The sequence below is a fragment of the Massilia sp. NP310 genome (genome assembly GCF_019443485.1).
GTDB lineage: Bacteria > Pseudomonadota > Gammaproteobacteria > Burkholderiales > Burkholderiaceae_D > Telluria > Telluria timonae.
Map to the genome: position 1 here is coordinate 5,256,933 of NZ_CP080379.1, position 13,255 is coordinate 5,270,187.

The following is a 13,255-nucleotide window of genomic DNA, read 5'->3' on the forward strand; positions in this document are numbered from 1 at the left end:
CATGGTTGGATTCAGCCCGTATGGTACGCGTCCCACAGCTTGTTGCGGAACCTGTACGCCGGGTCGACCCTGCGCTTGAGCGCGAAAAAGCGTTCGGCATCCGGATAGGCGGCGTGGAATTGCTCGACGGTCGCGTGGATCTGGTAGGGCAGGTAGTAGGAGCCGTCCAATGCGATCGCGGCATCGACCAGTTCGCGGGTCCAGGTACGCACCGCGTCGCGGTCGCGCGGCGCGGTCTGCTGGCGGTAGTACAGCACGAAGGCGAACACGTCGCTGCGAGCCCAGGCCAGCAGGGTGCCGGGGTCCTTGCGCGCATGGCGGATCGAAACGTTGATGACGTTCACCTGGTGCTGGCGCAGGATGGCGCGCAGCCGCTCGGCGAAGCGTTCCATCGCCGCTACCGGCACGAAATACTCTTGCAGCGCGTACGCGGTCCCGGCGCCGGCCAGCGGCGCGAGCGAATGGATGTCGAGGCCGGCCTGGTGGTTGCGCCACTCGACCGAATCCGTGGAATAGAGCAGCGGCTCGAGGACGCGCCGGCGCAGCTCCTTGCCCCAGTGCGAAGCCGAGATCACTTCCTGCAGCCGGCGCTCGATGCGGTAGTCGCCGCCGATGGCGGTGAGGCGGTTCGGTAGCGTCACCGTGCGGCGGGTGCGCTCGAAGGTCACCGCGCGCACCAGCGTGTAATCGTCGGGGTACAGGGTGGCGTTGTGCATCACGGCATCTGGATTGGTGCCGATACGGGCCGTGAAGAATTGCCGGTAGTCCGAGAGCGGCATCACGCGCGAGCGTCGCTCGAGAGCTGCATTGTCGGCCAGGCGCAGCGCCGCTTCGACGATCACGCCGATGCCGCCGTAGCCGCCGATCGCGCCGTAAAAGAGCTCGCTGTTGCGGGTGGGGCTGGCGGCAATGACCGTGCCGTCGGCCAGCACCAGCCGGATCGCTTCCACGCTCGACACCAGTGGGCCTTGCCCGACGTAGCGGCCGTGGGCATTGACGCCGAGCGAGCCGCCCACGGTGAAATCGGCATACGACTGCATCACCTGCAGCGCCAGGTCGTGCGGGTCGATGACGGCCTGGATGCGGCGCCAGGTGATGCCTGGCTGGACCGTGATGCTGCGCTCGGCGGGCACGAAGCGGATGACCTGGTCGAAGCCGCGCATGTCCAGATGCAGCGAACGGTCGGCGGCGATCTGGCCGCCCATGCTGTAGCGGGCGCCGCCGATCGAGACCGGACCGGGGTGCGCGCGCAGCGCGGCCACGATCTCGTCCACCGTGCGCGGAACCAGGATGCGCTCGACGTTCACCGGGTTGAGCTGCGTCGCGTCGTTCACCACCGGCTGGCGGGCCAGGGCGGGCAGGCCGAGCGCGGCGAGGGCGAGCGCCAGGCGGCGGCGGGAGGGCATCGGCGATCTCGGCACGCGGCGATCTCCAGGGCAGGCAATGGATGAGCAGAGGATAGGCAAAGGATAAGCAAACTACGCATCGGCGACGCCGGTGTCAACGGCTGGGGTCCCTATAATGAGCGCTGCATAAATACTCCAAGGAATACCGCGATGACGCTGCCTTTCCATTCACCGATCACGCCGGACCTGGTCCATGGCGCCGTCGAACTCGAGCGCACGGAAGCGGGCCTGCTGCCGCACCGCCTGCCCGCATGGGCACGCGCCCAGTGCCAGGATCCGCAACTGGCGATGGTGGAAGCGCAGCCTTCCGGCGTGCGCGTCGCGCTGCGCACCGCGGCGACGGTCGTGGAACTGATCGTCTTGCCGACCAAGCGCCGCTACGGCGCCATGGCGCCGCGTCCGGACGGCATCTATGACCTGCTGGTCGACGGCGACCTGGCCCAGCAGGCCAGCGCGCCGGGCGGCAAGGTCATGGACATCGACGTGCTGTCCGGCGCGGCGAAGATGCTGCCGGGCGAACCGCAGCGGCTGCGCTTTGCCGGCCTGCCGCCGGGCGACAAGACCATCGAGATCTGGCTGCCGCATGACGAGACGACCGAGCTGGTGGCGCTGGATGCGGATGCGCCGGTCGCGCCGCTGTCGGCGTCCGGCAAGCGCCGCTGGCTGCATCATGGCAGCTCCATCAGCCAGGGCTCGAACGCGACCAACCCGACCGGCATCTGGCCGGCCGTGGCCGCGCGGCTGGCCGGCGTCGACCTGTTCAATCTCGGCCTGGGTGGCAGCGCGTTGCTGGACCCGTTCACGGCGCGCACGATCCGCGACCTGCCGGCCGACGTGATCAGCCTCAAGCTGGGGATCAACCTCGTCAACACGGACGCGATGCGATTGCGCGCCTTCGGGCCGGCCGTGCACGGTTTTCTCGACACGATCAGGGAGGGGCATCCAACGACGCCGCTGCTGGTGATATCTCCGACCTGGTGCCCGATCCATGAGACGACGCCGGGGCCCACCATGTTCGACGGCAAGGCGCTGGAAAAAGGCACGTTGCTGTTCCGGGCGATGGGCAACGACGCCGAGCGCCGGCAGGGCAAGCTGACCCTGAGCGTGATTCGCGAGCAGTTGCAGAAGATCGTCCAGCAGCGGGCGCCGGCCGATGCGAATATCCATTACCTCGACGGCAGGGAGCTTTACGGCCTGGAGGACAATGCGCGTTATCCTCTGCCCGACGAGCTGCATCCCGAGGCGGAAGCGCATCGCCTGATCGGCGAACGCTTTTGCGCGCTGGCGTTCCGTGCCGGGACTTTTGGGGAAGGAGTGGCCCGAGTTTGATTTATCCCTGTGTCGGCATATAAGCTTCCGAGAAACTACGACCTCTTGACCCGCGAGACGCCCATGACTCTTGAAACCAGTTCAGACAATCTGATCTCTCTGCTGTCGCTCATGCCGCATCCGGAAGGGGGGCATTTCAAGGAGACATACCGAAGTCAACACCACGTGAACAGGGAAGTGGACGCGGTCAGCCGTTCTGCCTCGACGGCGATCTACTACCTTCTTCGCGGAAGGGAGCGCTCAACCTGGCATCGGATCCGGTCGGACGAGATGTGGCATTTTTATGATGGTGTGCCGATTCGAATCTACGTCCTGGAGCCAGAGGGAGGACTCAGCGTTCTCAGACTCGGACATCCATTGCGGCATGATGGCGCGCAGTTCCAGGCGCTCGTCCCTGCCGGGCGCTGGTTCGCCGCGGAATGTGAAGAGCCTGATGGTTACAGCTTGGTGGGTTGTACTGTGGCGCCGGGCTTCGAGTTCGAAGAATTCGAGATCGGGGATGCGAGCGTCCTCAAGCGGGATTGGCCCGGGCATGCGGAGTTGATCGCTCGCCTGGCGTAATACGGAGGTTACTGTGGGACTCTTGACCTTCAGTATCAATATCACCCTGGACGGCTGCGTCGACCACCAGGAAGGAATCGCCGACGACGAGACCCATGCATTCTTCACCCGCCTCATGGACGAGAGCGGGGCGATGCTGTGGGGCCGCGTCACCTACGAGATGATGGAGGAATACTGGCCTGCGGTCGCCATGGGCGCTGTGGAAGCGCCGCCGGCGATGCGCGAGTGGGCACTCAAGCTGGAAGCCAAGCCAAAGTACGTGGTGTCCTCGACACGCACCGACTTCCCGTGGACCAATAGCCACCACATCGCCGGCAAGCTGGGTGCGGGCGTGCAGCAGCTCAAGGACGCGACGCCGAATGGCGTGCTCATCGGTAGTGGCAAGCTCGCGACCGAGCTGGATCGGCTGGATCTGATCGACGAATACAAGCTACTGGTCCACCCCAGGATCGCCGGGCACGGGCCGACCCTGTACGAGACCGGACTGCCCCGCACCCGACGACTGGAATTGATCTCGGCGAAGCCATTCCTCAACGGTGCGGTCGCCATGCACTACCGACGCGCGCGCTGAGTCGGCGATGCGCAGTCGGATCCCAACCTACGCAGCAGTTATCCGGTCCACATAAAAATTTCATATCGACGCTTCCAAAGGGAATGCACATGATCGATTTCCGACTGCTGGCAACCGTCGCGTTAAGCGTCAGTTCAATCGCTTCAGCACAGGACGTGCTGCTTACTGGCCACGTTCAACGAGTCATCCTGCAGCCGTCCGGCACCGAAGGCTGTCCTCCGCCTTGTCCGGTGGTAGAGCGGCGTCCAGACGGATCGCAGACGGTCTGCATATCGAACGCGAGCGGCTGTCAAATGATGGATGTGAAGATCGACCGTGTTTATCGCGGAGTGGCTTCAGGGGAGACACGGCGGTTCAGGTCCCGTATCGGTGAGTGGGGACCAAGTTTTCCGGTGACCGAAAAGCGGATCGTCGTCAACGAAGAAGGAGGATCAGTCTCCTGGTCTCCTGCAATTGAACGAGACGGCAAGATTCTAATCGATCCGACACGTCTGCGACGTATTGGTGGCGTTCCGACGTCGCCTGACGGCGGCAGCGAACCAGTGGTGCTGGATGAGGTACTTGCGCGTAACCATGCCGCGCACTGATTGCCGCAGTCGAATCTAGGCCCCGCCCAGGTAACCGTTCTGCCGCCAGGCCTCGTACACCACGATCGCCACCGTGTTCGACAAATTCAGGCTGCGGTTATCCGGCCGCATCGGCAGCCGGATGCGCTGCGCGGGCGGGAAGGTCTCACGAAACGCCGGCGCCAGGCCGCGCGACTCCGGCCCGAACACGAACACGTCGCCCGGCTGGAAGTGCGCCTCGGCGAACGGCGAGGACCCATGCGTGGTGAGCGCGAACATGCGCGATTGATCGGGCTTGACCGCCTCCAGGAAGGCATCCCAGTCCTTGTGCACCTTCATATTGGCGTACTCGTGGTAATCCAGCCCGGCGCGGCGCATCTTGGCGTCGTCCAGCGGAAAGCCGAGCGGTTCGATCAGGTGCAGCTGGGCGCCGGCGTTGGCGCACAGGCGGATCACATTGCCGGTATTCGGCGGGATTTCTGGTTCGACCAGGACGACGTGAAACAAGGTACTTCTCCTCAGTGATAATTCATGCATGCGGCGGTGTGCGCGCGAACACGAAGTTCGTGACGCGCGCGGCGCCGGCCCGCTTCAGGACGGTCGCGACTTCATCGAGCGTATGCCCGCTCGACATGACGTCGTCGACCACGCCCACATGGCGTCCGCGCACGTCGCCCGCGGCGTTCACCCCGAACGCCCCGCGCACATTCTTCTTGCGCTCGCCCGGCGCGGCATTCGACTGCGCCGGGGTTTCGCGCACCCGCTGCAAGAGCCGCGGCGCTATGGCTACGCGCAGCGCGCCGGCCAGCGGCCGCGCCACCTCGAGCGCCTGGTTATAGCCGCGCTCGACCAGGCGGGCCGGGCCCAGCGGCACCGGGCACAGCACGTCGGGCAACGCTGGCGCCGCATGTGCGACGGCGCCGTGCAGCACGCGCGCCATCCACGGCGCCAGCGCCAGCTGGGCCCCGAACTTCAGCTGCAGCACCAAGCCGTCGAGCGGTGCCGCGTAATCGCAGGCGGCCACGGTGGCGTCGAAGGCGGGCCTGTCGGCCAGGCAGGCGCCGCAATGCCGGCCGAGGTCGGCCCTGCCTGCCGGATTGGCGCAGCACGGGCAGCGCGTCACGGGCAGGACGTAGGCCTGCTCGCAAGCGGGGCACACGGCCCGGCCCGAGTAAGCTCCGCACAAGGCGCAGGCGGACGGCAGCATGGCGCCCAGCAGGCGGCCGGGCAGTGCGCGAAGGTCCAGCATCGGCTCGACTTCCCACAACCGGTTAAACTGCCAACATTATCTCATCTCGACTTGCATCCCATGGCTTCTCCTCAATCCCCGTCCAGGCTGAGCGCCCCGATCGACTTGCCCCGCGTGCGCGAGCTGTTCGCGCGTCCCGCACGCATCGCGCCATCGGATTTCCTGCGCCGCGAGATCGCCGAACGCATGCACGAGCGCCTGAGCCTGGTGAAGATCGTTCCCAGGCAGGTGCTGGATGCGGGTTGCGGCGCCGGCGCCGACCTGGGCTTGTTGCAGAAGACCTACCCGGCCGCCCAGATCCTGGGCCTCGACGGGGCAGGGGCCATGGCGCGCGCGGCCAGGGGGCCGGTATCGCAGGGCGGCGCGCTGAACCAGTTGCTCACCCGCCTGATGCCGGCCAAGGCCGGTGTCGACGTGTTGTGCGGCGACTATGGCAACCTGCCGTTCGGACCGAACTCGCTCGACCTGCTGTGGTCGAACCTGGCGCTGCACTGGCACCCGCTGCCCGACCGCGTGTTCGCCGAATGGCGCCGCGTGCTGCGGGTGGAGGGGCTGCTGATGTTTTCCTGTTTCGGCCCTGATACCTTCACCGAGCTGCGCACCGCCTTCGCCGCGCTCGACGCCTATCCGCACACCTTGCCCTTCGTCGACATGCACGACTTCGGCGACCAGCTGGTCGCGGCCGGCTTCTCGACGCCCGTCATGGACATGGAACGCATCACCGTCACCTACGACACGCCGCAGGCGCTGCTGGCCGACGTGCGGGCGCTGGGCGGTAACCCGCTGGAATCGCGCCGCCGCGGCCTGATCGGCCGCGCGGCCTGGCAGCGCCTGCTCGACGCCCTCGAGGCGCAACGCCGCCCGGACGGCAAGCTGGGCCTGACCTTCGAAGTCATCTACGGCCACGCCTTCCGCCCTGCGCCGCGCACCACCGCCTCGGGTGAATCCATCGTGCGCTTCCAGCCCCGCAAGCCCTGATATCCGCCTCGCATGGCATATCTGATAAGACGGCCGATTTTCCTTGAATAAAAATTAGTGCTTTAGATATAATCAATTGCTATTTTTTCCGTCCGGCCAATAGAATCGCTTAAAAAAGCGGCAGATTCGGACGAAAAGTAGAAAAAAGAATTGCAGCAGTCGCAGAGTCGCCCGGTCCTGGCAGCAACGTATTGCCAGGTGGGCGAGATGGTTTCCCACCATTCCGCAGCGCAATTTCGCGGGACGACCCGGCAAGCCCTCTGCGATCAGTAGGAGCGGGCACGGTTCGTTCACGAAATTGCTGGGCCCGTTTAAAAATATTCTTATTTTTAGGGTGGTTGGGGACATACATGACATATGCAACGCGACTTCAGGCCGTGCTGTACGGCCTTGCCGTACTCGCAGCAGCCGGCGCCACGCCAGCCCTGGCGCAGCAACAGCCGCTCACGGGCCGGCCTCTCGAGCACCAGCTCAATATGCAGGCCCCCGTCACCGCCGTCGGCGCCGACATCTATTCCCTGCACAACTGGATGATGATCGTCTGCCTGGTGATCTTCCTCGGCGTGTTCGGCGTCATGTTCTATTCGGTGTTCAAGCACCGCAAATCCCTCGGCCACAAGCCCGCCACCTTCCACGAATCCACCGCCGTCGAGATCGCTTGGACGATCGTCCCGTTCCTGATCGTCATCGGCATGGCGCTGCCCGCGACCAAGACCGTGGTCGCCCTCAAGGACACCTCGAACGCCGACCTCACCATCAAGGCCACCGGCATGCAGTGGAAGTGGGGGTACGACTACCTGAAAGGCGAGGGCGAAGGCATCTCCTTCCTGTCGAACCTGGCCACGCCGCGCTCCCAGATCGGCGAGCCGGGCGTCAAGCCGACCGAGGCGCGCACCGAAAACTACCTGCTCGAGGTCGACAACGAGATGGTGGTCCCGGTGAACAAGAAAATCCGCATGGTGTTCACCGCCAACGACGTGATCCACGCCTGGACGATTCCGGCGTTTGCGATCAAGCAGGACGCCATCCCCGGTTTCGTGCGCGACGGCTGGTTCCGCGCCGAGAAGACCGGCGTCTACCGCGGCAACTGCGTCGAGCTGTGCGGCAAGGACCACGCCTTCATGCCGATCGTGGTGCGCGTGGTGACCGACGCCGAGTACACCGCCTGGGTCGAGGGCAAGAAGAAGGAAATGGCGGCGCTGGCCGACGATCCGACCAAGACCTGGACCATCGACGAGCTCAAGACCCGCGGCGAGCAGGTGTATGCCGCCAACTGCGTGGCCTGCCACCAGGCCAACGGCAAGGGCGTGCCCGCCGCCTTCGCGGCGCTGGACGGTTCGCCGAACGTGCTGGGCGACAAGGCGCACCAGATCGACATCCTGCTCAATGGCCAGAAGAGCGGCAAGTTCCCGACCGAGATGCCGGCCTGGAAACAGTTGTCCGATACCGAGATCGCCGCCGTGATCACCTATACCCGCAATACCTGGTCGAACAAGGCTGCGGAAAATATCGTTCAACCGGCCGAAGTCCTGGCCGCACGCAAATAATGCAGGGATAACGACATGAGCACCACGACGATCGACCACGGCCACGATCACTCACACGGCCACGACCACGCCCACGACGAACACCACGAGCATCCACACGGCTGGCGCCGCTGGCTGTTCGCCACCAACCACAAGGACATCGGCACCCTCTATCTCTGGTTCTCGTTCGTCATGCTGCTCTCGGGCGGCGTGCTGGCGCTGATGATCCGCGCCGAGCTGTTCCAGCCCGGCCTGCAATTCGTGCGTCCCGAATTCTTTAACCAGCTCACCACCATGCACGGCCTGGTGATGGTGTTCGGCGCGATCATGCCGGCCTTCGTCGGCTTCGCCAACTGGATGCTGCCGCTGCAGGTGGGCGCCTCGGACATGGCGTTCGCGCGCATGAACAACTTCTCGTTCTGGCTGCTGCCGCCGGCCGCGCTGCTGCTGGCCGGTTCCTTCCTGGTGCCGGGCGGGGCGACTGCGGCGGGTTGGACTTTATATGCGCCGCTGTCGACCCAGATGGGCATCGGCATGGACATGGCGATCTTTGCCATGCACATCATGGGCGCCTCGTCGATCATGGGCTCGATTAACATCATCGTCACCATCCTGAACATGCGCGCGCCGGGCATGACCCTCATGAAGATGCCGATGTTCTGCTGGACCTGGCTGATCACCGCCTACCTGCTCATCGCCGTGATGCCGGTGCTCGCCGGCGCCATCACCATGACGCTGACCGACCGCCACTTCGGCACCTCGTTCTTCAATGCCGCCGGCGGCGGCGACCCGGTCATGTACCAGCACATCTTCTGGTTCTTCGGCCACCCCGAGGTCTACATCATGATCCTGCCGGCCTTCGGCATCGTCTCGCAGATCATCCCGGCCTTCGCGAGAAAGCCCCTGTTCGGCTATGCCTCGATGGTGTACGCCACCGCCTCGATCGCCATCCTGTCGTTCGTGGTCTGGGCCCACCACATGTTCACCACCGGCATGCCGGTGACCTCGCAGCTGTTCTTCATGTACGCCACCATGCTGATCGCGGTGCCGACCGGCGTGAAGGTGTTCAACTGGGTCGCCACCATGTGGAAGGGCTCGATGACCTTCGAGACCCCGATGCTGTTCGCGGTCGGCTTCATCTTCGTGTTCACCATGGGCGGCTTCACCGGCCTGATCCTGGCCGTGACCCCGATCGACATCCAGGTGCACGACACCTATTACGTGGTGGCCCACTTCCACTACGTGCTGGTGGCCGGCTCGCTGTTCGCGCTGTTCGCCGGCTTCTATTACTGGGCGCCGAAATGGACTGGCCATATGTATCCCGAAGGCCGCGGCAAGATCCACTTCTGGCTCTCGCTCATCACCTTCAACATCACTTTCTTCCCGATGCACTTCCTGGGGCTGGCCGGCATGCCGCGCCGCTACGCCGACTACGCGGTGCAGTTCACCGACTTCAACATGATCGTGTCGATCGGCGCCTTCGGCTTCGGTTTCAGCCAGGTGTACTTCCTGTTCGCGGTGGTGCTGCCGACCATCCGCGGCGGCGCCAAGGCGCCAGCCAAGCCGTGGGAAGGCGCGGAAGGCCTGGAGTGGACCGTGCCGAGCCCGGCGCCGTTCCACACCTTCGAACACCCGCCGCTGGTGAAATGATGAGCCCGCGTAAACCGAACAATCTGCGCACCGCCCTGTGGGTGGGCGGCCTGGCGCTGTTCTTCTTCGCCAGCGTGTTCGTCAAGTTCACGCTGCTGAGCTGACTCGGGAGGCGGCCATGAACAGCAAGCTCCTGCGCCTGAACCGCACCACGCTCGGCAAGCTGGTGGTGGTGGCGATCGCGATGTTCGGCTTCGGCTATGCGCTGGTGCCGGTGTATCGCCAGATCTGCGAGGTGCTCGGCATTAACGTGCTGACCCAGAAGGGCGAGTTCGTGGCGGCGCCGACCAATACCCAGGTCGATACGTCGCGCACCATCACGATCGAACTGGACAGCAATTCGCAGGGGCCGTGGCGCTTCCGCCCGACCACGCGCAGCATCGACGTGCACCCGGGCGAGCTGGCCACCGTCATGTACGAGGTGGTCAACACCCAGGGCAGGGCGGTCAAGGCCCAGGCGATCCCGAGCTATGCGCCGCAGTCGGCCACGCCGCACTTCATGAAGGTCGATTGCTTCTGCTTCCAGGAGCAGACGCTCGCCGCGAACGAGGCGCGCCAGATGCCGGTGGTGTTCTTCATCGATCCCAAGCTGCCGCGCGAAGTGAAGAACATCACGCTGTCGTACACCTTCTTCGAGATCGGCGGCGCGTTCAAGGCGGCGGCGGCGCCGGCGGCATCGGCGAAGAATGGATAAGCCACACCAGCGCAAGGCGAATTTTCTCGCCACCATGAAGGCCGTGTTCTGGTCCTTCTTCGGCGTACGCAAGCGCAAGGATTACGAGAGCGATGCCGCCAACCTGAACCCGATCCACGTGATCGTCGCCGGCTTGATCGGGGTCGCGATCTTCATCGGACTGATCATGCTGGCGGTGCGGTTCGCAGTGTCGGCGACATAGACGCAACAACAATAGCATCACAGAGGAGATAAACATGAGTTCGTCACCAGTGAGTTCCCCAGGCGCCGCGCCTTACTATTATGTCCCCGGCCCGTCGCGCTGGCCGCTGCTGGCCGGCCTGTCGATGCTGGTGACGATGGCCGGCGCGTCCGGCTGGGTCAACAGCATGTCATGGGCGCCGCCCGTGTGCCTGGCCGGCATCGTCGCCATGCTGGTGGTGCTGTACTTCTGGTTCGGCGACGCGATCCGCGAATCCGAATCGGGCCTGTACGGCAAGCGCATCGACCTGTCCTACCGCTGGTCGATGAGCTGGTTTATTTTTTCGGAGGTGATGTTCTTCGGCGCTTTCTTCGGCGCGCTGTTCTACGCGCGCGCGATCAGCATGCCCTGGCTGGCCGACCTCGACCACCAGATCCTGTGGCCCGACTTCTCGGCGCAATGGGGCAACACCGGCCCGGCGCACATCGTCGACGGCTTCCGCACCATGGGACCGTTCCCGATCCCGACCATCAACACCGCGCTGCTGCTGACCTCGGGCGTGACGCTGACCATCGCCCACCATGCGCTGCGCGCCGGGCATCGCGGCAAGACCGCGTTCTGGCTGGCCGCCACCATCCTGCTGGGCGCGGTCTTCATGGGCTTCCAGGTCTACGAATACATGCACGCCTACCGGGACCTGAACCTGAAGTTGACCTCGGGCATCTACGGCTCGACCTTCTTCATGCTGACCGGCTTCCACGGCTTCCACGTGACGATGGGCGCGATCATGCTGGCGGTGATCCTGTACCGCGTCATGAAAGGGCACTTTACGGCGGATAACCACTTCGGTTTCGAAGGCGCCGCGTGGTACTGGCACTTCGTCGACGTGGTGTGGCTGGGGCTGTACGTTGTTGTATATTGGTTGTGACGCAAGCGTAGGTTGAACGCGTGGGCGGGGAACCCGCCCACCTTACCGCAAGCCGGTCGGCGCGATCCACCCCAACTGGTGCGCCGCCAGCAGGCACAGGAACAACACGATCGACAGGCCCACCCGCAGCGCCAGCGCATTGACGGTGCGGTTGCTGCGTCCCTTGTCGCGCATCAGGAAGAACAGGGCCGAGCCAAGGCTGGCCAGGATCAGGACGAAGGCGATGGCGACGAAGATTTTCATGGTGGACCCGCGAAAGGTTGAGGCTTCATTGTAATGCGGTTCGGCTTCCGTTTTCGCCCCGTCGCCTTCGCCGCGGCCCTGCTCGTGGCCATCATCGGCATCCTGCTCGGCAACTGGCAACAGGGCCGGGCCGCCTATAAGACCGGGCTGCAGGCGCGCCAGCTGGCGCGCGCCGCCGAGCCGCCGCTCGAACTCACGCCTTCCACCAGGATCGGTCCGGACGACGAATTCCGGACCGTGCGCCTGCAGGGCGAATTCGTCGCCGGCTGGCCGGTCTTCCTCGCCAATCGCCCGATGACGACCCGGTCCGGAGCGCAGTCCGGGTTCTATCTCGCAATGCCGTTTAAAATAGCGGGTTCGGACACGCACGTGCTGGTGCTGCGTGGCTGGCTGCCGCGACCCGCCGGGGCCGAATACGGCAAGCTGCCCGCGTTCGCCACGCCCGCCGGCCCGCTCCTGCTCAAGGGCAGGATCGTCGCGAGCGCCGGCAAGGTGATGGAATTGGGCGAGGAGCCGCCGCTGGCGCCCGGCGCCCTGGTCCAGAACCTGACGCCCGAGGCGCTCGCCGCGGCCAGTGGTCTGAAGCTGCAGCCCTTCCTGGTGCAGCAGACCCAGGCCGCCGGCCGGCGCGATGCGCTCGGCCGCGACTGGCCCGTGCCTTCCGCGGGCATCGACAAACACCGCGGCTACGCCTTCCAGTGGTATGCACTGGCGGCGCTGGCCCTGATTTTTTATGTAATGACGGGATTTCGACGTGGCTCAAGAACAAATCGCTGACCCCAAGGCCCCTGAGGCTGCGCGCCGCCGTGGGCGCATGAAACTGCTGTTCGTGCTGCTGATCTGCGCGCTGCCGATCATCGTGTCCTACATCACGTTCTATATCGTCAAGCCGGATGGCCGCACCAACTACGGCACCATCCTCGACGCGCGCTCCTTGCCGATTCCCGAGATGGCCACCACCACGCTCGACGGCAAGCCGCGCACCCTTGCCGACCTGAAGGGCAAGTGGGTCATGCTGCGCGTCGGCGGCGGCGCCTGCGACGACGAGTGCCAGCGCCAGCTGTACGCGATGCGCCAGTGGCGCACCATGCAGGGCAAGAACATGGACCGCATGGAGCGCGTCTGGCTGATCACCGACAAGGAGCCGCTCGATACCGTCCTGATGCGCGAATACGATGGCATGGAACTGCTGCGCGCGCCCGCCGCGACGGTGGCGCAATGGCTGCCGGTCGCGCCGGGCCAGAAGATGGGCGACCACATCTACCTGATCGACCCGCTCGGCAACCTCATGATGCGCTTCCCCTACCAGCCGGAACCGGGCCGCGTCTACAAGGACATCGTCAAGCTGCTCAAGGCCTCGTCCATCGGTTGAG

At 65.0% G+C, this 13,255-nt stretch carries 16 protein-coding genes; 12 read left to right on the forward strand and 4 right to left on the reverse strand.

The window, feature by feature from the left end:
• Positions 1 to 11: 11 nt before the first annotated feature.
• Entirely contained in the window at positions 12 to 1,406 is a 1,395-nt protein-coding gene (locus KY496_RS23240) for an FAD-binding protein (RefSeq protein WP_229520347.1), read from the reverse strand.
• Positions 1,407 to 1,556: 150 nt separating this feature from the next.
• Between KY496_RS23240 and KY496_RS23245 the strand changes: the two genes are divergently transcribed.
• From KY496_RS23245 to KY496_RS23260, 4 genes are all read left to right on the forward strand, one after another.
• A complete protein-coding gene (locus KY496_RS23245) occupies positions 1,557 to 2,735 on the forward strand; it encodes a GDSL-type esterase/lipase family protein (RefSeq protein WP_219862641.1) in 1,179 nt (392 codons plus the stop codon).
• A 63-nt stretch (positions 2,736 to 2,798) separates the two neighbouring features.
• Entirely contained in the window at positions 2,799 to 3,296 is a 498-nt protein-coding gene (locus KY496_RS23250; protein ID WP_219862643.1) for a cupin domain-containing protein, read from the forward strand.
• Positions 3,297 to 3,309: 13 nt separating this feature from the next.
• Positions 3,310 to 3,867: a dihydrofolate reductase family protein gene (locus KY496_RS23255; protein WP_219862645.1), complete on the forward strand. Its 558-nt coding sequence runs from the start codon at positions 3,310 to 3,312 to the stop codon at positions 3,865 to 3,867.
• 89 nt (positions 3,868 to 3,956) lie between these two features.
• Positions 3,957 to 4,454 carry a hypothetical protein gene (locus KY496_RS23260; protein ID WP_219862647.1) on the forward strand — a complete coding sequence of 166 codons (498 nt, stop codon included), beginning with the start codon at positions 3,957 to 3,959 and terminating at the stop codon, positions 4,452 to 4,454.
• Positions 4,455 to 4,469: 15 nt separating this feature from the next.
• On the opposite strand, the gene trmL is transcribed toward KY496_RS23260, so the two are convergent.
• Positions 4,470 to 4,940, reverse strand: coding sequence for a tRNA (uridine(34)/cytosine(34)/5-carboxymethylaminomethyluridine(34)-2'-O)-methyltransferase TrmL (trmL, locus tag KY496_RS23265; RefSeq protein ID WP_219862648.1), 471 nt, complete (start codon positions 4,938 to 4,940; stop codon positions 4,470 to 4,472).
• 22 nt (positions 4,941 to 4,962) lie between these two features.
• Positions 4,963 to 5,682 carry a ComF family protein gene (locus tag KY496_RS23270; protein WP_184235530.1) on the reverse strand — a complete coding sequence of 240 codons (720 nt, stop codon included), beginning with the start codon at positions 5,680 to 5,682 and terminating at the stop codon, positions 4,963 to 4,965.
• A 60-nt stretch (positions 5,683 to 5,742) separates the two neighbouring features.
• Between KY496_RS23270 and KY496_RS23275 the strand changes: the two genes are divergently transcribed.
• The 6 genes from KY496_RS23275 to KY496_RS23300 all read left to right on the forward strand — a co-directional run bounded on the left by KY496_RS23275 (position 5,743) and on the right by KY496_RS23300 (position 11,639).
• Positions 5,743 to 6,660: a methyltransferase domain-containing protein gene (locus tag KY496_RS23275; RefSeq protein WP_219862650.1), complete on the forward strand. Its 918-nt coding sequence runs from the start codon at positions 5,743 to 5,745 to the stop codon at positions 6,658 to 6,660.
• Positions 6,661 to 7,010: 350 nt separating this feature from the next.
• Positions 7,011 to 8,207, forward strand: a complete 1,197-nt coding sequence (gene coxB, locus KY496_RS23280) for a cytochrome c oxidase subunit II (protein ID WP_184235524.1) — start codon at positions 7,011 to 7,013, stop codon at positions 8,205 to 8,207.
• Positions 8,208 to 8,222: 15 nt separating this feature from the next.
• The gene (ctaD, locus tag KY496_RS23285) at positions 8,223 to 9,836 is read left to right on the forward strand and encodes a cytochrome c oxidase subunit I (protein ID WP_005668117.1); all 1,614 of its coding nucleotides are present in this window, start codon (positions 8,223 to 8,225) and stop codon (positions 9,834 to 9,836) included.
• A gap of 118 nt (positions 9,837 to 9,954) precedes the next feature.
• Positions 9,955 to 10,530: a cytochrome c oxidase assembly protein gene (locus KY496_RS23290; RefSeq protein WP_219862652.1), complete on the forward strand. Its 576-nt coding sequence runs from the start codon at positions 9,955 to 9,957 to the stop codon at positions 10,528 to 10,530.
• On the forward strand, positions 10,523 to 10,732 hold the full coding sequence (locus KY496_RS23295; protein ID WP_071360350.1) for a DUF2970 domain-containing protein: 210 nt from the start codon (positions 10,523 to 10,525) through the stop codon (positions 10,730 to 10,732). Before KY496_RS23290 ends, KY496_RS23295 begins: the two co-directional genes overlap by 8 nt.
• Positions 10,733 to 10,766: 34 nt before the next feature.
• Positions 10,767 to 11,639, forward strand: a complete 873-nt coding sequence (locus KY496_RS23300) for a cytochrome c oxidase subunit 3 (RefSeq protein WP_005668122.1) — start codon at positions 10,767 to 10,769, stop codon at positions 11,637 to 11,639.
• Positions 11,640 to 11,681: 42 nt separating this feature from the next.
• Here the strand turns inward: KY496_RS23300 and KY496_RS23305 are convergent, their stop codons facing one another.
• Positions 11,682 to 11,882, reverse strand: coding sequence for a twin transmembrane helix small protein (locus tag KY496_RS23305; protein ID WP_005668124.1), 201 nt, complete (start codon positions 11,880 to 11,882; stop codon positions 11,682 to 11,684).
• A gap of 33 nt (positions 11,883 to 11,915) precedes the next feature.
• Between KY496_RS23305 and KY496_RS23310 the strand changes: the two genes are divergently transcribed.
• Together KY496_RS23310 and KY496_RS23315 are read left to right on the forward strand one after the other, a co-directional pair.
• Positions 11,916 to 12,659 (forward strand): SURF1 family protein, encoded by a 744-nt coding sequence (locus KY496_RS23310; RefSeq protein WP_071360348.1) that lies wholly within the window; start codon positions 11,916 to 11,918, stop codon positions 12,657 to 12,659.
• Between the two features lie 37 nt (positions 12,660 to 12,696).
• The gene (locus KY496_RS23315) at positions 12,697 to 13,254 is read left to right on the forward strand and encodes an SCO family protein (RefSeq protein WP_184235518.1); all 558 of its coding nucleotides are present in this window, start codon (positions 12,697 to 12,699) and stop codon (positions 13,252 to 13,254) included.
• Position 13,255: the final 1 nt, after the last annotated feature.

Bases quoted from the DNA above. Each gene is read 5' to 3' on its own strand.
- KY496_RS23260 (WP_219862647.1), top strand. From the start codon at position 3,957: ATGATCGATTTCCGACTGCTGGCAACCGTCGCGTTAAGCGTCAGTTCA.
- ctaD (WP_005668117.1), top strand. From the start codon at position 8,223: ATGAGCACCACGACGATCGACCACGGCCACGATCACTCACACGGCCAC.
- KY496_RS23300 (WP_005668122.1), top strand. From the start codon at position 10,767: ATGAGTTCGTCACCAGTGAGTTCCCCAGGCGCCGCGCCTTACTATTAT.
- KY496_RS23295 (WP_071360350.1), top strand. From the start codon at position 10,523: ATGGATAAGCCACACCAGCGCAAGGCGAATTTTCTCGCCACCATGAAG.
- KY496_RS23245 (WP_219862641.1), top strand. From the start codon at position 1,557: ATGACGCTGCCTTTCCATTCACCGATCACGCCGGACCTGGTCCATGGC.
- KY496_RS23315 (WP_184235518.1), top strand. From the start codon at position 12,697: ATGAAACTGCTGTTCGTGCTGCTGATCTGCGCGCTGCCGATCATCGTG.
- KY496_RS23270 (WP_184235530.1), bottom strand. From the start codon at position 5,682: ATGCTGGACCTTCGCGCACTGCCCGGCCGCCTGCTGGGCGCCATGCTG.
- KY496_RS23275 (WP_219862650.1), top strand. From the start codon at position 5,743: ATGGCTTCTCCTCAATCCCCGTCCAGGCTGAGCGCCCCGATCGACTTG.
- KY496_RS23250 (WP_219862643.1), top strand. From the start codon at position 2,799: ATGACTCTTGAAACCAGTTCAGACAATCTGATCTCTCTGCTGTCGCTC.
- KY496_RS23290 (WP_219862652.1), top strand. From the start codon at position 9,955: ATGAACAGCAAGCTCCTGCGCCTGAACCGCACCACGCTCGGCAAGCTG.
- coxB (WP_184235524.1), top strand. From the start codon at position 7,011: ATGACATATGCAACGCGACTTCAGGCCGTGCTGTACGGCCTTGCCGTA.
- KY496_RS23240 (WP_229520347.1), bottom strand. From the start codon at position 1,406: ATGCCCTCCCGCCGCCGCCTGGCGCTCGCCCTCGCCGCGCTCGGCCTG.
- KY496_RS23310 (WP_071360348.1), top strand. From the start codon at position 11,916: ATGCGGTTCGGCTTCCGTTTTCGCCCCGTCGCCTTCGCCGCGGCCCTG.
- KY496_RS23305 (WP_005668124.1), bottom strand. From the start codon at position 11,882: ATGAAAATCTTCGTCGCCATCGCCTTCGTCCTGATCCTGGCCAGCCTT.